The following is a 20,144-nucleotide window of genomic DNA, read 5'->3' on the forward strand; positions in this document are numbered from 1 at the left end:
TTTTATGACTATAAATTAGTTACAGCGGGTCCCATACTTGCCTTAATTTTGAGAATTATAGTATTATTATGGAAAAATTAGAGGTATAGCGCTTAGCTTCTTCTTCCCCCCTATTCATAAAAATAAACCCTTTTCACCCTTTGGGAAATATTGGTCAATATTTCATAGGGTATTGTGCCTGCCTGGGCGGCCAATTGTTCTATGCGTTGCTGGTCGTTAAATACAATTACTTCGTCGCCTTCTTTTATGCCGGGTACTTCGGTTACATCCAGCATACACATATCCATTGATACGTTACCTACCGTGGGTACCGGCACGCCATTGATCAGCATGCGGCCCACACCATTGCCAAAGGCGCGGATGTAGCCATCTGCATAGCCAATGCGTACTGTGGCGATATAGCCGTCGCGTTTTAAGCTACCGTTGCGGTTATAGCCAATGGTATCGTTAGCCAGTACTTTTTTCACTTGCGATACGGTGGTTTTTAACGTGGCGATGGGCTGCAAACTGGTATCATCCGCCGGTACCGCCCCATCTACCCCATACAAACCAATGCCGAGCCTTACCATGTCATACTGCGCTGTGGGCCAGCGGGTAATGCCCGATGTATTGCTGATATGCTTGATCACCTGATACCCGATCGCTTCTTCTATCTGTGCAAAAGCTTTTTCGAACAAACCAATTTGTTTGAGCGTGAACAGATCATGTGCTTCCGAGTCGCTGGCTACCAGGTGCGAAAATACCGACATCACCTTTACATACGGGTTAATCTCCAGCATATCGCAAAGGGTTTCTATCTCAAAATCCTCAAAACCCAGGCGATGCATGCCCGTGTCTATCTTAATATGGATAGGGTAATTGCTGATCTCCGCCTCCTGAGCATATTTCACAAACTCATCCAGCAGGGTAAAACTATAGATCTCTGGCTCCAGCTGGTTGGCCACCAGCCGGTCGTAGGCCAGCGGTTCGGGGTTCAGCACCACAATGGGCAGCGTAATGCCGTTTTCGCGCAGGGCAATCCCTTCATCTGTATACGCTACGGCCAGGTAATCTACCTTGTTATACTCTAATATATTGGCCACCTCGAACGTGCCGCTGCCGTAGGAGAATGCCTTTACCATCGCCATCAACTTTACGCCGGGGTGTAGTTTGGATTTATAATAGTTGAGGTTGCTCAGTAATTTATTGAGGTTGATCTCCAGTACGGTTTCATGTGCCTTTTGCACCAGTGCCCGGCTGATCCGCTCGAATTCAAAACTGCGCGAACCTTTAATGAGGATGGTTTCTTTTCTGAAATGCAGTTTACCCAGGTCTTTTAATAAGGCATTGGTATCATTATAAAAATGTTTTTCCGGTGCGATAAAATAATGTTGATGCGCCTTAAGCGCCGGGCCTACTCCTACCAGGCGCTGTACCTTTTTATCGGCAATGAGCTGGGCCACCTGCCGGTACAGGGCCTCCTGCTCCAATCCGGACTGGTAGATATCCGACAGGATAAGGGTTTTCTTCTGATGCTGGTTTTGCTGGGTTAAAAAGTTGAGGGCAATCTCCAGCGACTGGATATCCGAGTTATAGGAATCGTCGATCACCGAGCAATCGTTGATGCCGTGTTTAAGCTCCAGCCGCATGCTTACGGCGGTAAGGCGTTCCAGCCGGTCGTCGGCATCCGCAGGCGAATAGCCCATGGCCAGCATAGTGGCCCAGCAAACAATCGCGTTCTCTATGGAGGCTTCATCCCTAAACGGGATCAGGCATTCAATTTCCTGTTCCCGGTACATGGCGCGGAGATAATATTTGCCGGAGATCGTGGTTTCACTGAACACATAGAGATCGGCCGGTTTAAATTTGCGGCTCCAGGTAAAGGTTTCGCCGGCTTTTATAACCTCGTGCCGGGCCTGCAGGATCTCGTAATTACAGATGAGCAGGCGGCAGTCTTTAAAAAGCTTTAGCTTCTCCTCCAGTTTAGCCTCCGGCGATGGGAAACCCTCATCGTGTGCAGTGCCCATGTGGGTTAAAACACCTATGGTGGGCTGAATAACCGCCTCCAGCTTTTCCATTTCACCTGAGGTGGAGATCCCGGCTTCAAAAATACCGAGGTTTTGACTATCGTTTATGGCCCAAACAGAGAGCGGAACCCCTATTTGCGAATTATAACTCTTAGGATTACGGACAATATTTTTTTCGGGGCAAAAAAGCTGGTAAAGCCATTCCTTCACAATGGTTTTACCGTTGCTGCCGGTAATGCCAATCACATCCAGATTAAACCGGCTCCTGTGATTGGCCGCCAAACGCTGCAGGGCTGCTAATACATTATCAACTACCAGGAAATTAGCATCGGGCATGATGAGTTCCGGCTGGTGCTCAACTACAAAGCTGCGCACGCCAGCGGTATAAGTATCTATAATGAACTGGTGCCCGTCGCGCCGGTTACTCAATGCAAAAAACAAAGATGCAGCGGGGTTGATGATGCGGCGGCTATCGGTCAGCAAAATGCTCACCTGGCTATTATTTACCACATCGCCGGCGGCGTTAATGATCTCCTTAATTTCACTTATGGGATAGGAACCTTGCATGGCACGAATTTGCTTATATTTAAAATGTAAAGCAAAAAAACCCGATACGGGCATGTATCGGGTTTTGTACTCAGAGCGGGAATCGAACCCGCACTCCGTTTACGGGAACAGGATTTTAAGTCCTGCGTGTCTACCAGTTCCACCATCTGAGCAGGTGATTAACCTTTAAAAATAAAACCCTTCGTTTAACGGAAGGGCTTTGAGCGAAAGACGAGATTCGAACTCGCGACCCCGACCTTGGCAAGGTCGTGCTCTACCAACTGAGCTACTTTCGCATTGGTATTTCTTACAAACTTTCGGCTTTAGTTTAACCCTTTGCCGATTTCGTTTGAGGGAGTGCAAATATAGCCAGAATTGAATGTTTCGCAAGGGAAAATTGAAGTTTTTTTCAAGTTTTTTATAACTCGCTGTTTTTCAAAACCTCCGCAGCCAGCTCCGGTTCAAAACCACGGCTAAAAGCATACTGTTGTAGTTTATAGCAGCGTTTAAGCGGGTGCTTCTCGATAAGCGTACCCGATTTTTTTTCTATTAATCGGGTTAGTGTTTCCATGTAATCCGTCAGATCGATCCCCTGAAGTGCTTTTTTGATCAGCACCGGCGAAACATTTTTCAGCTTAAGCCCCTGTTTAATCTTGATGCGGCCCCAGCCTTTCTGGTTAAATTTACCGCGGACGTAGGCTTTCGCAAACCGCTCCTCGTTTAAAAAGTTGGCTTCTATCAACCGGCTGATGATATTTTCGACCCCCGATGGATACAAACCCCATTCGTACAGTTTGTTCCTTACCTCCTGCTGGGAGCGTTCCTGGTAGGCGCAATAATGCTCGGCCTTGGCCAGCCCAACGGTTTCATCGGTAATTTTGATCTTTTTAGGAACGTCCATCGAAATCAAAAATCGACAAAATTATGGTAACGTGAAATATTGTAATGTTTAGGATTTTTGATTGCTTGCCGTAAATGCTATTACTTCCCCTAAAATCTGGTCTTAAAGTATGGAATCTACGGCAGCTTATGGTATAGACCCGATAATGCTTCGTATCGGGTTTGATTGTTTTACAAACTGCCGGTGTCTACAAACTAACGGGGCTATTATTTTCATACTTGATCGGGTTTGTACCACCAATTGTTAATTAAACGCCGCCCGAAACTCCTGCGGCGATAGACTGGTCTTCTTTTTAAATAGGGTGCTGAAAGATTGGGCATGCTCAAAACCCAGGGCATAGGCGATCTCGCTGACTGATAGACTGGTGGTAGATAATCGCTCCTTGGCTTTCCCGATCAGCTTTTCATGAATGTGTTGCTGTGTGCTCTGCCCGGTGTGGATCCGCAGCAGATCACTCAAATAATTTGGCGATAAGTTCATCTTATCTGCGATATATTGTACAGTGAGCAGTTCCTGAACGGCGCCATAGAAATGATCATCCATCAGCTGCTCAAACTTTACCAGCAACTCAGAATTATTATTCTTCCGCGTGATAAATTGCCGCTCATAAAAACGGTTGGAATAATTTAGCAGCAGTTCGATCTGCGTTATTATGATCTCCTGGGTATGCTTATCAATGTGCACACACTCCTTATCAATTTTGTGCAAAATGGTGATCAGGTTATCCTCCTCTTCCGCCGACAAATGCAAGGCTTCATTTACCGCATAAGAAAAGAACCCGTAGCTGCCGATACTTTTTGCCAACGGGTGCTGCAGCAAAAAATCGGGATGAAAGATCAGCAGGTAGCCGGAGCCGCATTCCATATTCTGCAGATCGAGATACTGCACCTGGTTAGGTGCCGTAAAACTCAAAACCCCTTTATCATAATCGTAATGCTGCTGCCCGTATTTGATCTTGCCCTTTGCATCGCGTTTTAAAGCCACACAATAAAAGCGGTTAACAAAGCCCTTCCATATATCATCTTCTAAAAAGATGCTCTCGGCCAGGTTTATTACACTAACCAGGGGGTGTCGCGGCTGGGGTAACGACAGCAAACGGTGAAATTCAGCAATCGAATTAATGGCGTTCATGACCAAAATTAATCAATTAAGCCCATACTGAACTCATCATAGGGTGCGCCTGTATCCGTACCCAGTGGAACAATGCTTTCCAGCTGTGACAGCTCTGCTTCACTTAAATTAATGGCAGTTGCCGCAATGTTCTGCTCCAGGTATTTTCGGCGTTTAGTTCCCGGTATGGGCAAGATGCCTTTACTCATGATCCAGGCCAGCGCCAATTGCGAAGCGGTTACCTGCTTGTCTTCAGCCATCAGTTCGATTGCTTTTACCAATTGGATATTCTTGTCAAATTGCTCGCCCTGGAAACGCGGTATGGCCCGGCGGAAGTCGTTCGCCGGCAAATCATCCAGGCTCTTGATCTGTCCGGATAAAAATCCCCTTCCGAGTGGTGAATAAGCTACAAAACCGATGCCCAACTCCTTTAAGGTAGCCAATACGCCGCGTTCTTCCACTGTACGCTCAAATAAAGAATATTCGCTTTGTACCGCCGTAACGGGATGTACCCCATGCGCACGTTTCACGGTTTCTGATGATACTTCCGATAAGCCGATATAGCCAACTTTGCCTTCTTTCACCAATTCGCTCATCGCCTCAACGGTTTCCTCTACCGGTGTATTTTTATCCAGGCGATGCAAATAATAGAGATCGATATAGTCTGTCTTCAGGTTTTTAAGCGACCGCTCCAAAGATTTCTTCACATAAGCCTTTTTTCCGTTGATGGCCCAGGTCACTTTATTGTTGTCGTCAATCTCCCAGCCAAACTTTGTTGCCAATATATACTGGTCACGCTTGCCTGCAATAGCTTTGGCAATCAATTGCTCGTTCTTCAGTGGCCCGTACAGGTCTGCCGTGTCCAGGAAGTTGCCGCCCAGCTCCAGCGAACGGTGGATAGTAGCAATGGCTTCCTGCTCATCTGCCGGGCCATACATGTGCCCTTCTTCAAAACCGGTCATGCCCATACAACCCAGCCCAATCATTGGGACAACCAAACCCTGGCTACCCAATTCAATTTGTTTTATTTTCATGATTCAAAGGTCGCGCAATGGCATCCGGCAGATGTATGCAAACCCCTGAAGCATGTAAGCAAATCAAGGATCAATGCAATTTCTATTTCGCGAACTCCCCAAAATGCCACAAGACACCCGAAGGATCGTGCACAAAACACTCGCTGCCCCAGCTTTCAGTGCGAACCGGGACAACGCGGGCGCCGGGGTATTTATCCGGCAAACCAAGCGCTATCAGCTCATTAAAAAAGACATTAACATCTTCCACTTCTAAAAAAACCATGGAGTTATCAATCCAATCCTGCATATAATACCTTTGCAGGTAGAAACCCATATCGCCTGTCTTAAAAAGCGACATATCCGCCGATAGCACCACCTCTTCAAAACCAAGGTCGCGGTAAAAAGCGCGGGAAATTTCATAGTCTTTTGCACCAATAAAAGGGCGGATAGATTTGGCTTTATGTTGCATTATTTTATAATTGTTACTGCGAATTTATATAAAAAAATCCTTGCCGGTCAACTCGATAACAATTGCTTTCAGGCTTTCGGCAATTACCATTTTTGCAGTCCCAGTAACTTCTTACCAAGATCCGATAGTTCTGCAACCGGGTTTTTCTTTTCGCGTTCCATCGGGTCGCCGGGAAAAGCGTAGCCCTGCATGGCTTCGCGGCTTTGCCAGCTGTTTAGGCGCCATTTTATCAGTTCCTCATTATCTTCCTGGGCGGGCATCATGGCGATATACTGCGCTATCCGCACCTTATTACCGCTGTTGTTGGCACGGATGCCATGTGGCAGCAAGCTGTTAAATATCAGCAGATCACCGGCTTCCAGCTTTACTTTAACAAGATCAAATCCGGTGGTATCCGGTTTGTAATGGTCACGGTCGTGGGGCTGTGTAATTTTCCACGTATCGTAGGTGCGGTAAAGCTCGGGGATACACTGAAAGCCACCCATATTTTCGTCGGTTTGATCGGCCAGCGCCAGTACGCCCTGCACGTTTTGCGGTTTGGTTTCGGGGTCGTAATCCCAATGAACAAAACCTTTATATTCAAAACCCGGGCGGAGCGGAAAGTTCAGGTTAGCCCTGTCAATGGTGGCCCATAATTTTTCTGTTCCCCAAATATCGGCAAAGGCCTGGTGTACACGCGGCGACTGGCGGTTATCCCACATCAACTGATGGTTGTAGATCTCCACCATACCCGTGTTGTTCAATTCCTTCATTTGCATTTGGGCATTGGGCCTTTTATACCAGGTGTCGATATCATTTGGGTCTTTGTCCTCATATGTCCATAAGTAAGCGGCCAGCTTTTCGGCTTGCTCACGCGGCACTGCATTCTTTACGATTACATACCCGTTTGCTATCCAGAACTTCCAATCGTCTTCAGTTAAAACCTGCAAGGGTTTCCCGTTGCTGCGGTCGTTTAGTTTTAGTTGGCTGGATTTGGCCGTTGAAGGGTTGCCGGGAATCTCCTTGTGGGCATTGGCAGGGCCCGGCGACATGCTCTGGGTGCCCATTGATTTATTTGCTGCAGCGATCATATGATTATTGGTTTGATCTTCAAAGTTAGGCAGGCACGGTCAGCCAAATTTCCTTTCCAATGATCAGATTTTGCTCTGTATTGACATATCTGCTATATTTATACGTTTGGTAAAGACAACAGGGAATGAATGAGATCCAATTAGAGAAAGTAGATTTTGAACCGGGGAAATCTTTTAAACTGTTTTCTCCGCGGCTGCGTAATACATTCCTTTGGCATTACCATCCGGAGTTTGAGCTGGTTTATGTGGAAGCAGACGCCGGGATAAGGCACGTAGGGTCACATATCTCCGGGTACACCCAAAGCGACCTGGTATTTATTGGTGGCAACCTCCCCCATCTAAACTTTGATTACAGGCTGCGCAGCGATTACCACCAGATCGTGATTCAGCTCCGCGAAAATTTCCTGGGTTCGGCCATTAATACATCTCCGGAGTTTACGGCAATTGGCCAGCTTTTTAAACAGGCAGCGTTCGGGATAGCCTTTCATGGAGAAACGAAGGCAATTGTTACTCAAAAGCTGAAAGCTTTGCGTGTACGCAATTCATTTGAACAGTTAATGGAACTAATGGCGGTTTTCAATATCCTGGCAATCTCCAGCGAGAAAACCATTTTAAACGCAAACGATATCAGTTTGCAATTTTTCCTGAAAGATAAGATTAGGATGGGGGCCATTTATGAGTATATCGATGCCAACTACAACCGCAAACCCGATGTTAATGTAGTTGCCGGAAAGGTGAACCTTACTACTGCCGCCTTTTGCCGCTATTTTAAGCGCCAAACCAATATGACCTTTACCGATTTTGTAAACCAGTACCGCATAGATATCGCCAAGAATTTGCTCATGCAGGACAAAAACGTTACCGAAACCTGTTATGCAGTCGGCTTTGAGAGCCTGTCCTATTTCAATAAATTGTTTAATAAAATGGTGGGAGAAAACCCATCGGACTTTAAGCGAAAACGGCTGGTTTAAAAACAGGTAAAATTTTGGAGCGCAATGTGCGCGAAATGCAGGTGCAGAACCGGAAAGCTCGTGGCTTTCTGATACCTGGAAATTCGATCTTTAGAGAAGAATTTTAATTCAAATTGGTCAGCTTCATGCTCAGTTTATATTGGCTGGGTGTAATTCCTTCAACTTTTCTAAATGCACGGCTAAAATAATTAAGGTTATTGAACCCGGCTTTAAAACAGGCTTCGGAAATACTGTTGAACGGGTTATTCATCAGCTGCTTGGCAAACTGAAGCCGCTCCTTGATAATATAGTCTACCGGTGAAATGCCAAGTTCATGTTTAAACGCCCGGAAAAAGCTGGCCTTGCTCATAAAAGCCAGCCGGCACAGGGCATCTATGCTCAGTTTACTGGTTAGGTTGTTATTGATGTATTCCAAAACATAGGCGAAGCGGTTGCCACCGGCCAATTCATGCGCGCAATCCTTTACGTCGTGAAAATTTTGCATCTGCATAATGCGAATCAGTAATTCTTTCAAAGTTAAGTTGGCCAGCACATCTTTGGTAAGGGCCTCACCGGTACTGATCCGGATGAGTTTATTGATCAGTTGCGCCAGCTCATAATTATTAAAAAAATGAAACTGGTTGTAATTCAATTGCCATAACCGGTTATCCTCCCGGGGATAGTTCTGATTAAGAAAATCGAGGGTATTTAAGATCTCCTGTTGATTAATGGCCAGGGCCGTACACTGAGAGGGCTGGCTGGCGGAAGCCTCCGGAAAATCTATCGTCATGGTGATATTGGGCGGCACAATTACGGTTTCGCCCGGCAGGTAGTCAAAGCCCGGTTTATCAAAAAGGTGCATCACTTTTTTACCGCGCAGCATGCTGGTGATCACCAGGTCACTAAAAGTTAAAGGCACCAGTTCGCTGCGCTGATAGGTTTCAAAAACATTCAGTTCGCATTGGTTCATGGTGTAGGCCTTGCGGTTTTCTACCAGTGTATTTATTTCTTTTCCGTTAGAGAGGTTTAGCGGAGTTAACAGGGTTCTGTTAGGCATCAGCTTATAATTTAAGTACAAAATAGCACATTTATAATTTATTAACAACTTTTTCAGATATTGACATTATTGTGCTAATAAATGATAGCATCGTGCAAATAGGCGTAGTAGTCTCCAGCTACCTTAGCCTTACCAATTTTAACAAAATCTTATTCATATGAGCATCAACGCTAAACCTTCTTTTCAGGAGAAGTACGACAATTTTATTGGCGGCAAATTTGTCCCGCCGGTTAAAGGCGAATATTTTGACAATGTATCACCCATTGATGGACAGGTATTTACCCGGGCCGCCCGTTCAACCAAGGAGGATGTGGAACTGGCTTTGGATGCCGCACATGAGGCTTTCAAAACGTGGGGTAAAAGCTCTGCTGCCTACAGGTCTTCGGTATTGAATAAAATTGCCGATGTAATTGAGGCTAACCTGGATTACCTGGCAATTGTAGAAGCCATTGACAACGGTAAAGCCATCAGAGAAACCAAAAACGCCGATTTGCCGCTGGTGATTGATCACTTTCGTTATTTTGCCGGTGTTATCCGTGCGGAAGAAGGTGGCATTTCAGAACATGATGAATTTACCGTTTCAATCGTACTCAGCGAACCGTTAGGTGTGGTAGGCCAGATCATCCCCTGGAACTTCCCACTGTTAATGGCCACCTGGAAAATAGCACCGGCCCTGGCGGCAGGTAATTGTTGCGTGGTAAAACCGGCAGAGCAAACCCCTACCTCTATCATGATCCTGATGGACCTGATCAAAGATATCCTGCCTGCGGGAGTACTGAACATCGTTACTGGTTTCGGCCCGGAAGCAGGCAAGCCTCTGGCGCAGTCGCCGCGGATTGCTAAGGTCTCCTTCACCGGCGAAACCACAACCGGCCGTTTGATCATGCAATACGCATCAGAAAACCTCATCCCGGTTACGATGGAACTTGGCGGTAAATCACCGAATATTTTCTTCGAATCTGTGGCCGATAAGGATGATGAGTTCTTCGACAAGGCCATTGAGGGTGCAGTGCTGTTCGCGCTTAACCAGGGCGAGGTGTGTACCTGCCCTTCGAGGATCCTGGTGCATGAAAATATCTATGATAAATTCATGACCCGCGTTATCGAGCGTACCAATGCGATCAAAATGGGTGATCCGCTGGACGACAGCACCATGATGGGCGCCCAGGCTTCAAATGATCAATACGAAAAGATTCAATCCTATCTCAAAATAGGTAAAGAAGAAGGTGCCGAGGTTCTTTGCGGTGGTGAAATAAAACAGTTGGATGGCGAATTGGGCGGTGGTTATTATATCCAACCAACACTCTTTAAAGGAAACAATAAAATGCGCATTTTCCAGGAAGAGATCTTTGGACCGGTTGCCTGCGTTACCACTTTTAAAACGACCGAAGAAGCTATTGAAATTGCTAACGATACGATGTATGGCCTGGGTGCCGGCGTGTGGACCCGCGATGCACATGAGATTTACCAGGTGCCCCGCGCTATCAAGGCCGGCCGTGTTTGGGTAAATAATTATCATTCCTACCCGGCACACGCCCCGTTCGGTGGGTACAAAAAATCCGGCTTTGGGCGCGAGAACCACAAAATGATGCTGGATCATTACCGCCAAACCAAAAACATGCTGATCTCTTACAATAAAAATAAATTGGGTTTCTTTTAAGAGACGGGGGGTAAAACACAAAGGGCACGGAGATTTGCTGATCAAAGAAAAACACAGAGCGCACAACAATTGGAATGCTCATCTATTATGGATTTTGCAAATCTCCGCGCTAGCTAAATTACAAGTCCTCCGGGGCTATGCTATTTATTTTGACAAGGAGGCTGCCGGGATTTGTTAAGCACACAAAAACATAGAGAGCGCCAAAATCAATTCACTTAGCTCCTGGCCAGTGTTCAAATCTTCGCGATAGTTATATTGCAAGTCCTCCGTGTTCTCTGTGTTAAAAAAATGCCAAAGTTTGTAAAAAAAACCATCCATTAGCCCAACAAAATGATCCAACGAGTTTTAGTATCTCCCGAAGCATCCGCCATGATTGCACAACTTAAAGATCGTTTCGGCGAGTTGATGTTTCACCAAAGCGGGGGCTGTTGCGATGGCTCGTCGCCTATGTGTTTTGAAAAGGGTGATTTTAAACTTGGTGCAAGTGACGTAAAGCTGGGCGAGATAGATGGTTGCGAATTTTGGATGAGTAAGGATCAGTTTGAATACTGGCAACATACCCAGTTAACAGTTACAATCACTAAAGGCCGGGGTTCCAGTTTTTCAATCGAGATCCCCACCGGGTACCGGTTTTTGATCCAGTCGCGGCTTTTTACAGACGAAGAATTACCCAACCTGCAGCCGGTTGAATTCATAGAAGATTAGGATTTTATAAGTATCTAATTGAAGGCCCCGGTATGCGAAAGCTCCGGGACCTTTTTTATGAGCAATAGATTTATCCTATAACGAACACAACTTCCTCCAAAAAGAAATAATTCTTAATAGTTGTTTAATAAAACCTATCTTAGAGGCAGTAGCAAATACTTGTAACACAACTTTACTCCCCTTCGTTGAAATGAGCAATCTACCTAAAAGTATCCAGGCAGACGTTGACGCAATCAGCCGGATTCCTATAGTAGCATCGATATTAGAAGTAATTTGCCGTAGTACCGGGATGGGTTTTTCTGCTATTGCAAGGGTTACCGAAGATAAGTGGATTGCCTGCGCTGTTCGCGACGAGATAAATTTTGGCCTTGTGGCAGGTGGAGAGTTAAAATTAGAGACAACCATCTGTAATGAAATAAGGCAAACCGGTCAGCCTGTTATAATTGACCACGTGGCGCTCGACGAAGCATTTAAAGATCACCATACGCCCGCCATGTACGGGTTTCAAAGTTATATCTCGATACCTATCAGACTCAGAAACGGAGAGTTTTTTGGAACGCTTTGCGCAATAGACCCACGTCCGGCGATTTTAACAACTCCCCAGGTTACCGGGATGTTCAAGATTTTTGCCGAATTGATCTCGTTTCATTTAAACGCCACAGATGAACTTAACCTGTCTGAATTTCGCTTAATTGAAGAACATCGGCGGCTAACCGCTAATCAACAAGTTAACAGCGAGCTGGAGGCGGCCAATCAGGAACTAAGCGCTATCCAGGGCCACCTGGAAGATGTAATTCATAAACTGACCAGCAGTGAGGAACGGTTAAAACAGGCGATAGATACCGGGCGGATGGGCACCTGGAACTTTGACCTGCTGACACGTAAAATCACTTTATCACCATTTATAAAGCACATGTTCGGCTTCCCTGCAGATGATGATGTAGAGACTGAAAGAATCACAAAAGCTATAGATCCGAATTACCATCAACTATTAAAAGACGCACTTGAAAATGCAGTGGCGAAAGGCGAAAGCAGCGATACCGAATTCCCGATAACTAACCAGCTAAGCGGAGAGATAAAATGGGTGCGTACAACAGGTAAAACATTTGCAGACACTAACGGAAAAGTTACCGAATATTCGGGTTTGTTTATGGATATAACCGAACGTAAATTAGATGATCTGAGAAAAAATGATTTCATAGGGATGGTAAGCCACGAGCTAAAAACACCGCTTACCACATTGAGTGCTTATGTGCAAATGCTGCAGAGCAAAGCCCAAAACAATGGAGACGATTTTACAATTGGCGCTTTAGGGAAAGTAAGTAATCAGGTCAGGAAAATGAGTACAATGATCAACGGCTTTCTCAACGTTTCGCGGTTAGAATCCGGCAAGATCATCCTCAATCAACAAGAGTTTTTATTGGATGAGCTGCTATTGGATATGATCCAGGAAGCCAAGCTTACCGTTACAAGCCATCAAATTGCACTTGTGCCATGCAGTTCGGTTATCATAAGGGCTGATCAGGATAAAATAGGCAGTGTGATCAGTAACTTTCTAAGCAACGCCATTAAATACTCTCCCCGTGGCGTACTGATAGAAGTTGCCTGTAAAGTTATAGATAAGCAGGTTGTAGTAAGCGTGCGCGATGAAGGCATGGGTATAAAACCGCAGCACCTGGATAAATTGTTTGATAGATTTTACCGGGTGGAAACCAAACACACGCAGCACATCAGTGGCTTTGGCATAGGACTATACCTAAGTGCAGAAATTGTGCGGCGCCACAACGGAAGAATTTGGGTGGAGAGCGAGGTTGGTGTAGGATCTACTTTTTATTTTAGCCTGCCTATAGCATAGCCGACTAATTATTGCCCTGCTCCTGCTTTACTAATTGTGGTTCAAATGGCCATTCCTTGTTCATCTTGGCTTTTACAAAGTATACGATGATACCGGTAAGGATAGCCGTTAAGCCTCCCAGAACCATATGCAGCCCTGTTGAGATCAGGATGCCAAACCAGATGATGATAGCGAGATAAACCGGTAATGGAAATAATGGCATTTTGTACGGGAACAGGGTGGTTTTCCTTGCTTTCCGCAACAATAACAGGCCAACTGCCTGTGCTATGAACTGTACCAGGATCCGCATGGCCAATATAGCACTGATGACATCCCCAAGCTTAAAAAGCAAACTGAATACAAAGGCTATTCCTCCTAAAAATAATAATGAAATATAAGGAAAGTTACCCGTGGGGTGAAGTTTTGCAAAGATCTTAAAAAAAGCACCATCAACCGCAGCAGCATACGGAATGCGGCTATAACCAAGTGTTGCTGAAAACACTGAAGAAAATGCCACCAAAAGCACCAAACAAGTCACCACTTTAGCCGCAGTGTCACCCGCTAATTGCTGCATAAATTCACTGATCACAAATTTGCTGTCCTTGGCATGGTGCCATGGTATTACACTTACTACACTTACATTCATTAACATATACAATACAGCGATGCCGGCGATAGACAAAAACATACTCCGGGGTATGTTACGCGACGGGTTAATGATCTCGCCGCCCAAATGGCAAACATTATAATAACCTAAATAACTGTAAACACTCTTAACGCTGGCAAAACCAATTGCGGTGATAAATGCATAATTAATGGTGAGGCCGTTATTAACCTCACGCATGGGTTGTAAAAAATTACCGTGAAAAATGCCCCCGCCGATGATCCAAACCATGGTAGCCAGCACCCCTACCCAAAGCACTATGCTTATTTTACCTATAGATTCTATCTTTCGGTACAATAATGCAACAATGGCGATGACAACAGCGCCGCTCAGCATTTTGCTTTCGATAACGGATAAAGGCACTAAATATGAAAAATAATAGGCGAAGCCTATGGCTGCCGAAGCGATTACCAGGGGCGCCTGGATCATGGTTTGCCAGACAAAAAGAAAACTCATAAGCCGGCCGAGCTTTGTTTTGCCGTAGGTTTCTTTCAGAAAGTTATAAGACCCTCCCGCCATCGGAAACGCCGCCCCAAGTTCACTCCAAACCATCGCATCGATAAAAGATAGTATCGCGCCTGCCAGCCAGGCATATAAAAACCATGGGCCGTTCATCATCCCAATAACCATTGGTAAAGTAATGAACGGGCCTATGCCCACCATATCCGTCATGTTGATGGCTGTTGCCTGTGCCAGGCCCAGGCGGCGCGCGAGTGAATTTTCAGCCATTTGTGTGTACGTGCAAAATTAATTTTATTACTTCAGGGCAGAAATTTATTGGGTCAGCGATTTGTAATTAGTGCCCTATACCGTGTTGTGGTATCATATAGTATAAAATAAATATAAATTAACGCTTTCGTTCCAAAAAAACCGTCCATGTAACATTGTCTATTTCTGCTGAACAACAAGGGGTTATCGTATAAGCGATAGGTTTAACAATTGATGCTTTCTGGAATTGTGTAAGTAAATAGCGTTTTATTAGCATTATTTTGAATCTGGCTGTTACATATCGGTTATAACTTCCGTATTGCAAATGAAAAACAGCCGGTTTTTCTATTTGTTAAGTGGTAGTCAAACGCAATTGGCCAATTGCTTCAACCTGGATTAAGTGAGTGAATATGAAATACTGGTTGATCGGCTGTTTTTTATTTGAGTTCTTCCCTGTCAATCCACCCTTATAATATGCAGTTTACCATGTTACCGGCCTTCGGAAAGCGAATGATTGGCGTTATGAAATTTGCGCGTGCTTGTTATCAAGATACCGGGCATTAGTGCCGATAGCCTATTGCTTTTATGTTAGGCAGATTAATCTTCGCAATAACCTCTTTGCAGCGTTTTATTTTTTATTGCTGATATTGGCATCGAACATCTCACCTATTCCTCTGTTTCGATACCATGAAGATTTACCAGCAAACTTTAGATCTGCGCCAACGCCGGCGTGGCTTTCACATCATCACCTCCGAAGTAACAGCTGCCCTGCCGCAGCTATCCGAGATAAAAACCGGGATTTGCCAGGTGTTTATTCAGCACACCTCCGCCTCGCTCAGCATTAATGAAAATGCGGACCCCACCGTGCGACTGGATTTTGAAATGTATTTTAATAAAGCGGTTCCGGAGAACGATCCTGATTATCGCCACGATGACGAAGGATCTGACGATATGCCGGCACACCTAAAAGCGGCTATGCTGGGCTGCTCGGTTACCATCCCGATCCGCAACGGCAGGTTAGCTTTGGGTACCTGGCAGGGCATCTATCTCTGCGAACACCGTAACTATGGCGGACAGCGCAGTTTGGTCATCACCGCCTGGGGCGAATGACGACCAAGCTCCTTTCTGCAATTAGCGGCTCTGAACTATTGCCTGTTCTTCGTGCTTCTTAATTTTTATAAATATCAGCTTGCTGGTTGGTGTATTGCTTTTTAAGGCAACGCTGTTAATCGGTATCAGCACGTTTGCTTCGGGATAGTAAGTAGCCGTGTTTCTTTCAGGAATATCGTAAGGTACTACTACAAACAACCGCGCCACCCTTTCTATAGCGTCGAAATAATTATAAAGATCAACTTTGTCTCCCTGCATTAACCCAGCTTTGCTAATGTCCGCGGGGTTCATGAAAATCACCCGGCGCTCGTTATGGATGCCACGGTAGCGGTCTTCCAACCCATAGATAGTCGTATTAAACTGATCATGGCTGCGAATACTGGTCATCATAAACTCATCGTTCGCCATCGCATGGTTGGGGATCTGTGTTATGGTAAACGGTGCCTTATCTTTAAATAAGTCAGTTTCAAATATACCCTCACGAGGCCCGTTTGGTAAATAGAAACCACCCGGTAAACGCACCCGCTGGTTGTAGTTTTCAAATCCGGGAACTACCTGGCCTACCACATCACGAATTGCATCGTAGCTGTTGGCATACTTATCCCAATTGATAACGCTGCGTTTGCCAAGCGTTGCTTTGGCCAGTTCGCAAATAATCTGTGTTTCGTTCAGCAGATCATCTGATACCGGATCCAGAATCCCCTTTGACATTTGAACCACGCCCATCGAGTTTTCGCCACTGATAAATTGTACTTCGCCGTTAATCACATCTTTATCGCTCCGGGCAAGTGTTGGCAAAATAATAGCCTCTTCTCCGTGAACTAAATGACTGCGGTTGAGCTTGGTAGATACATGTACAGAAAGCTTTAGTTTGCGCATTGCCTCAGCAGTATACCCGGTATCCGGACTGGCAGAAAGGAAGTTGCCGCCCATTGCAAAAAATACCTTTAGTTTTTCTTCATGAATTGCTTTGATGGAATCTACCACATCATACCCGTGTTCCCTTGGCGGTTCGAACCCAAAAACTTCTTTCAACTTATCCAGCTGCTCTTGTTTAGGCTTGTCAAATATCAGCATGGTACGGTTACCCTGCACATTACTATGTCCGCGTACGGGGCACAGACCAGCTCCCGCCTTGCCAATGCTGCCTTTCAGCAGCGTTAGATTCAAAATCTCTTTGATGACATCTACGCCATTTTTTTGCTGCGTAATACCCATGGCCCAGCAGATGATAATGCGACTCTTGTGGCGGAGTAATTGGGCAGCTTCCACGGCTTTATCTACCTGTACCCCCGCAGCCGCACACAATGCTGCAACATCAAAATGCTTCACCCGCTCTATAAATTCGTCATAGCCCGTAGTGCTTTTATCGATAAAAGCACGGTCAAATACCTGGCCGGGCTCCTGTTGCTCAAAATCGTACAACAGCTTTTCTATTGCTTTTAGTATGGCCATGTCGCCATTGATCTTCACTTGCAAGTACACGTCGGCGAGTTGGGTTTTGATACCCATGATGCCTTTGGCCGACTGTGGATTTTTGAAACCCATTAAACCTGCTTCATGCAGCGGGTTGATTGCAATGATCTTTGCACCGTTCTTTTTACCTTTCTCTAATGCCGTAAGCATCCGGGGGTGATTTGTGCCCGGGTTTTGCCCCATAATGATAATCACATCGGTGTCGTAAAAATCATTTAAGGTTACGGTTCCCTTCCCGATCCCTATCGACTCTGCAAGCGCCACACTGGTAGATTCATGGCACATGTTGGAGCAATCGGGCATGTTGTTGGTACCGTACTCCCGTACAAACAGCTGGTAAATGAAGGAAGCCTCATTGCTGGTACGGCCCGAAGTATAAAAGGTGGCCTCATCAGGTGACGCTAAACCATTTAAATGCGTGGCAATTTTTTTAAATGCATCAGGCCAGCTAATGGGTTGGTAATGCGTAGCTCCTTTAGGCAAATACATTGGCTGGGAAATCCGCCCTTTTTTACCAATGTCCATATCATCCAGCCGGGAGAGGTCTGCAACAGAATTATTGGCAAAAAATTCCGCGCCAATTCTTTTGGTGGTTGCTTCTTCGGCAAGTGCCTTTGCGCCATTCTCGCAATATTCGGCAATTGGCGAACGGTCATCATCCGGATCTGGCCAGGCGCAGCTGGAGCAATCGAAACCGCCTTTTTGATTCATTTTAAATAAAGCGCCCGGCCCGCGGATAGCGCCTGTTTCCTCCAGTATATCCGCAAAAGCCGCTGTCACAGCGGGTATTCCCGCTGCCCAAGTTTCGGGCTTGGTTACTTTTAAATGGCGCAATTGTTCCGGATTTTCTGCAGCCGGCTTTTCCTTTTCTTTCTCACTCATGATCTTTTAAAGCTAAAGGATTTGGGTAATTATCGCTCTGGTCTTCTTCTACGTTGTCGAGACAGGTAAAATCTTTTTCTATCAATAAATGTAAACTACGGTCTTCGCCGGATATGCCTACCTTATCGGTCCCGGTCCACTCGTCAGCCATTTGCTCCGGCACCAGTAAATTGATGATGTTATTTTTGAATGTTGCCGATAATCGGGCTTCGGCTGTCCGCTGTAAAACGTAGATCAATTGATCATCGCCTATCTGCACTTTTTCCTTTATCACGCCTTCTCTTTGGAACAGCGCAACCTCACTGCGGGTGAGCCGATAACGTAAAGCGCCGCTTCTAATACGAATTTTCATGTAATGCTAGTAAAATGCGCTCAGGCGCAGTGTAAATATTAAACCGCTGTCCGCGTAAAAAACCGACCAGCGTTATGTTAAATTCTTCTGCCAGCTGAACGGCCAGACTGGATGGTGCCCCTACAGCTGCAATAATGTTGATACCTGCCATAGCTGCTTTTTGAACCAGCTCAAAACTGGCGCGTCCACTCAGCAGCAATACCGACTTGTTTAATGGCATAGTGAATTGCTTCATCGCAGCCCCTATCAGCTTATCCAGCGCATTGTGCCTGCCAACATCCTCCTTAACCAATTGCAACTCGCCTTGGGCATTAAACAACGCGCAAGCGTGTAAACCACCGGTGTCAGCGAATACCTTTTGATGAGTTCGCAGTTTATCCGGTAGAGCGGTAAGTAATTCTGCGCTAATGGCGTTTTTATCAGTCTGCGCGGCTGAAAAACTGCTAACCGTCCTGATGCCATTGATCGAGCCCTTGCCGCATACACCGCAGCTGGAAGTGGTGTAAAAGTTCCGTTCGGTATTTTGCAAATGAGGTACTACACTTTCTGCAAGACTTACCTCAATAATATTTTCCTGATTTTCTGCACAGGCGATAAAAGTATGCGATGCCTGTTGAATGTCTGTGGCCCGTTTAATGATTCCTTCAGTAAATAAAAATCCTGATGCCAGGTCTTCATCATTACCGGGAGTACGCATGGTAACAGAAACATTTTGCATTTTACGCTCGCTGGCAGGCCCGTAAATAATGCGGATTTCTAAAGGCTCTTCTATAGCAATTGCGTCGCTTTTATCTTCCTTTTCGCCATTATTGATCGTTGTAACTGGGATTCTTAAAACAGCATTAGCCGGCATACTCAAATATACAATTAACCACTACGCTTTGTTCTGAAAATGTAATAACACCGGGCATTATTTAAGTTGTAAACAAGATTGTCGCATATTTGTCTATCATTAAGCTATGGAGATTAATATACTTGCATTTGGCATTGCCCGGGAAATTTTTGGAGCAGAAAGCATTATAAGCACGCTTCCTGAAAACGCAACTACAGCCGGATTAAAAAATCAGCTGGAGGCAGCTTATCCCCGGCTAAAGCAATTGAAAAGTTACCTGGTGGCTGTAAATAACGAGTACGCCGAGGACGGAGCAGTGATTACAGAACGCGACGAGATCGCTATCATACCCCCAGTAAGCGGAGGCTAAGCATGAACACACAAATAGAGATCCATACCGAACCTTTAAATATCCAATCCTGCATAGATTGGATCATGTCGCCACAGTCTGGCGGAATAGATGTTTTTATCGGTACCGTTCGTGATGCTACGAAAGGAAAGCCCGTAGTGCAACTTGAGTTTGAAGCCTATAACCAAATGGCTATCAACGAAATGCGAAAAATAAGTGAACAAGCTTTTATCAGGTGGCCCGTGCAAAAAATACTGATTCATCACCGCACCGGGGTGTTGCAAATTGGCGAAGTGCCTGTGGTTATCGCTGTCTCAGCAGCGCATCGCGATGCTGCGTTTGACGCTTGCCGCTATGTAATCGATACGCTTAAACAAACCGTTCCGATTTGGAAAAAAGAGATTTTTGAAGACGGAGAAGTTTGGGTGGCTGCGCATCCCTGAACAATGC

General features: G+C 45.5%; 18 protein-coding genes and 2 tRNA genes. 7 read left to right on the top strand and 13 right to left on the bottom strand.

Features of this window, described 5'->3' with window-relative positions:
- Nucleotides 1-110: 110 nt before the first annotated feature.
- The 8 genes from A0256_17260 to A0256_17295 form a co-directional block, all read right to left on the bottom strand.
- Complete coding sequence (locus A0256_17260; GenBank protein AMR34600.1) at nucleotides 111-2,573, bottom strand: bifunctional UDP-N-acetylmuramoyl-tripeptide:D-alanyl-D-alanine ligase/alanine racemase; 2,463 nt, start codon at nucleotides 2,571-2,573, stop codon at nucleotides 111-113.
- Nucleotides 2,574-2,637: 64 nt separating this feature from the next.
- Nucleotides 2,638-2,725, bottom strand: a tRNA-Leu gene (locus A0256_17265).
- 47 nt (nucleotides 2,726-2,772) lie between these two features.
- A tRNA-Gly gene (locus A0256_17270) sits at nucleotides 2,773-2,848 on the bottom strand.
- Between the two features lie 122 nt (nucleotides 2,849-2,970).
- The gene (locus A0256_17275) at nucleotides 2,971-3,453 is read right to left on the bottom strand and encodes a RecX family transcriptional regulator (protein ID AMR33043.1); all 483 of its coding nucleotides are present in this window, start codon (nucleotides 3,451-3,453) and stop codon (nucleotides 2,971-2,973) included.
- A gap of 243 nt (nucleotides 3,454-3,696) precedes the next feature.
- Complete coding sequence (locus tag A0256_17280) at nucleotides 3,697-4,584, bottom strand: AraC family transcriptional regulator (protein ID AMR33044.1); 888 nt, start codon at nucleotides 4,582-4,584, stop codon at nucleotides 3,697-3,699.
- Nucleotides 4,585-4,592: 8 nt separating this feature from the next.
- Nucleotides 4,593-5,597, bottom strand: coding sequence for an aldo/keto reductase (locus tag A0256_17285; protein AMR33045.1), 1,005 nt, complete (start codon nucleotides 5,595-5,597; stop codon nucleotides 4,593-4,595).
- An 82-nt stretch (nucleotides 5,598-5,679) separates the two neighbouring features.
- A complete protein-coding gene (locus tag A0256_17290; GenBank protein ID AMR33046.1) occupies nucleotides 5,680-6,045 on the bottom strand; it encodes a glyoxalase in 366 nt (121 codons plus the stop codon).
- Nucleotides 6,046-6,128: 83 nt separating this feature from the next.
- Complete coding sequence (locus A0256_17295; GenBank protein ID AMR34601.1) at nucleotides 6,129-7,091, bottom strand: phytanoyl-CoA dioxygenase; 963 nt, start codon at nucleotides 7,089-7,091, stop codon at nucleotides 6,129-6,131.
- A gap of 149 nt (nucleotides 7,092-7,240) precedes the next feature.
- On the opposite strand from A0256_17295, the gene A0256_17300 reads away from it, so the two are divergent.
- The gene (locus tag A0256_17300) at nucleotides 7,241-8,086 is read left to right on the top strand and encodes an AraC family transcriptional regulator (protein ID AMR33047.1); all 846 of its coding nucleotides are present in this window, start codon (nucleotides 7,241-7,243) and stop codon (nucleotides 8,084-8,086) included.
- 103 nt (nucleotides 8,087-8,189) lie between these two features.
- Here the strand turns inward: A0256_17300 and A0256_17305 are convergent, their stop codons facing one another.
- On the bottom strand, nucleotides 8,190-9,122 hold the full coding sequence (locus tag A0256_17305; protein AMR33048.1) for an AraC family transcriptional regulator: 933 nt from the start codon (nucleotides 9,120-9,122) through the stop codon (nucleotides 8,190-8,192).
- A gap of 157 nt (nucleotides 9,123-9,279) precedes the next feature.
- Between A0256_17305 and A0256_17310 the strand changes: the two genes are divergently transcribed.
- From A0256_17310 to A0256_17320, 3 genes are all read left to right on the top strand, one after another.
- Nucleotides 9,280-10,782: an aldehyde dehydrogenase gene (locus A0256_17310; GenBank protein AMR33049.1), complete on the top strand. Its 1,503-nt coding sequence runs from the start codon at nucleotides 9,280-9,282 to the stop codon at nucleotides 10,780-10,782.
- Between the two features lie 330 nt (nucleotides 10,783-11,112).
- Entirely contained in the window at nucleotides 11,113-11,487 is a 375-nt protein-coding gene (locus tag A0256_17315) for a UDP-glucose 4-epimerase (protein AMR33050.1), read from the top strand.
- A gap of 190 nt (nucleotides 11,488-11,677) precedes the next feature.
- Nucleotides 11,678-13,342, top strand: a complete 1,665-nt coding sequence (locus A0256_17320) for a hypothetical protein (GenBank protein ID AMR33051.1) — start codon at nucleotides 11,678-11,680, stop codon at nucleotides 13,340-13,342.
- A 4-nt stretch (nucleotides 13,343-13,346) separates the two neighbouring features.
- On the opposite strand, the gene A0256_17325 is transcribed toward A0256_17320, so the two are convergent.
- Nucleotides 13,347-14,714, bottom strand: coding sequence for an amino acid permease (locus A0256_17325; protein ID AMR33052.1), 1,368 nt, complete (start codon nucleotides 14,712-14,714; stop codon nucleotides 13,347-13,349).
- Between the two features lie 666 nt (nucleotides 14,715-15,380).
- On the opposite strand from A0256_17325, the gene A0256_17330 reads away from it, so the two are divergent.
- On the top strand, nucleotides 15,381-15,803 hold the full coding sequence (locus A0256_17330; GenBank protein ID AMR33053.1) for a secondary thiamine-phosphate synthase: 423 nt from the start codon (nucleotides 15,381-15,383) through the stop codon (nucleotides 15,801-15,803).
- 21 nt (nucleotides 15,804-15,824) lie between these two features.
- Here A0256_17330 and A0256_17335 read toward each other — a convergent pair whose 3' ends face one another.
- Genes A0256_17335 through A0256_17345 form a run of 3 tightly spaced genes read right to left on the bottom strand, consistent with a single transcriptional unit; the run spans nucleotide 15,825 to nucleotide 19,366 of the window.
- Entirely contained in the window at nucleotides 15,825-18,161 is a 2,337-nt protein-coding gene (locus tag A0256_17335) for a hypothetical protein (GenBank protein AMR33054.1), read from the bottom strand.
- A complete protein-coding gene (locus tag A0256_17340) occupies nucleotides 18,154-18,513 on the bottom strand; it encodes a hypothetical protein (protein AMR33055.1) in 360 nt (119 codons plus the stop codon). The genes A0256_17335 and A0256_17340 overlap by 8 nt, the downstream gene beginning before the upstream one ends.
- A complete protein-coding gene (locus tag A0256_17345; GenBank protein ID AMR33056.1) occupies nucleotides 18,497-19,366 on the bottom strand; it encodes a formate dehydrogenase accessory protein FdhD in 870 nt (289 codons plus the stop codon). Before A0256_17345 ends, A0256_17340 begins: the two co-directional genes overlap by 17 nt.
- A gap of 106 nt (nucleotides 19,367-19,472) precedes the next feature.
- On the opposite strand from A0256_17345, the gene A0256_17350 reads away from it, so the two are divergent.
- Nucleotides 19,473-19,715: a molybdopterin synthase sulfur carrier subunit gene (locus A0256_17350; GenBank protein ID AMR33057.1), complete on the top strand. Its 243-nt coding sequence runs from the start codon at nucleotides 19,473-19,475 to the stop codon at nucleotides 19,713-19,715.
- Between the two features lie 2 nt (nucleotides 19,716-19,717).
- Nucleotides 19,718-20,137 (top strand): molybdenum cofactor biosynthesis protein MoaE, encoded by a 420-nt coding sequence (locus A0256_17355; protein AMR33058.1) that lies wholly within the window; start codon nucleotides 19,718-19,720, stop codon nucleotides 20,135-20,137.
- The last annotated feature ends 7 nt before the right edge of the window (nucleotides 20,138-20,144 follow it).

The organism is Mucilaginibacter sp. PAMC 26640, assembly GCA_001596135.1.
Classification (GTDB): Bacteria; Bacteroidota; Bacteroidia; order Sphingobacteriales; family Sphingobacteriaceae; genus Mucilaginibacter.

Excerpts from the sequence above, each read along its gene's own strand:
- A0256_17275 (AMR33043.1), bottom strand. The coding sequence starts at position 3,453 with ATGGACGTTCCTAAAAAGATCAAAATTACCGATGAAACCGTTGGGCTG.
- A0256_17285 (AMR33045.1), bottom strand. The coding sequence starts at position 5,597 with ATGAAAATAAAACAAATTGAATTGGGTAGCCAGGGTTTGGTTGTCCCA.
- A0256_17345 (AMR33056.1), bottom strand. The coding sequence starts at position 19,366 with ATGCCGGCTAATGCTGTTTTAAGAATCCCAGTTACAACGATCAATAAT.
- A0256_17350 (AMR33057.1), top strand. The coding sequence starts at position 19,473 with ATGGAGATTAATATACTTGCATTTGGCATTGCCCGGGAAATTTTTGGA.
- A0256_17355 (AMR33058.1), top strand. The coding sequence starts at position 19,718 with ATGAACACACAAATAGAGATCCATACCGAACCTTTAAATATCCAATCC.
- A0256_17330 (AMR33053.1), top strand. The coding sequence starts at position 15,381 with ATGAAGATTTACCAGCAAACTTTAGATCTGCGCCAACGCCGGCGTGGC.
- A0256_17260 (AMR34600.1), bottom strand. The coding sequence starts at position 2,573 with ATGCAAGGTTCCTATCCCATAAGTGAAATTAAGGAGATCATTAACGCC.
- A0256_17325 (AMR33052.1), bottom strand. The coding sequence starts at position 14,714 with ATGGCTGAAAATTCACTCGCGCGCCGCCTGGGCCTGGCACAGGCAACA.
- A0256_17290 (AMR33046.1), bottom strand. The coding sequence starts at position 6,045 with ATGCAACATAAAGCCAAATCTATCCGCCCTTTTATTGGTGCAAAAGAC.
- A0256_17335 (AMR33054.1), bottom strand. The coding sequence starts at position 18,161 with ATGAGTGAGAAAGAAAAGGAAAAGCCGGCTGCAGAAAATCCGGAACAA.
- A0256_17315 (AMR33050.1), top strand. The coding sequence starts at position 11,113 with ATGATCCAACGAGTTTTAGTATCTCCCGAAGCATCCGCCATGATTGCA.
- A0256_17280 (AMR33044.1), bottom strand. The coding sequence starts at position 4,584 with ATGAACGCCATTAATTCGATTGCTGAATTTCACCGTTTGCTGTCGTTA.
- A0256_17340 (AMR33055.1), bottom strand. The coding sequence starts at position 18,513 with ATGAAAATTCGTATTAGAAGCGGCGCTTTACGTTATCGGCTCACCCGC.
- A0256_17320 (AMR33051.1), top strand. The coding sequence starts at position 11,678 with ATGAGCAATCTACCTAAAAGTATCCAGGCAGACGTTGACGCAATCAGC.
- A0256_17310 (AMR33049.1), top strand. The coding sequence starts at position 9,280 with ATGAGCATCAACGCTAAACCTTCTTTTCAGGAGAAGTACGACAATTTT.
- A0256_17305 (AMR33048.1), bottom strand. The coding sequence starts at position 9,122 with ATGCCTAACAGAACCCTGTTAACTCCGCTAAACCTCTCTAACGGAAAA.
- A0256_17300 (AMR33047.1), top strand. The coding sequence starts at position 7,241 with ATGAATGAGATCCAATTAGAGAAAGTAGATTTTGAACCGGGGAAATCT.
- A0256_17295 (AMR34601.1), bottom strand. The coding sequence starts at position 7,091 with ATGGGCACCCAGAGCATGTCGCCGGGCCCTGCCAATGCCCACAAGGAG.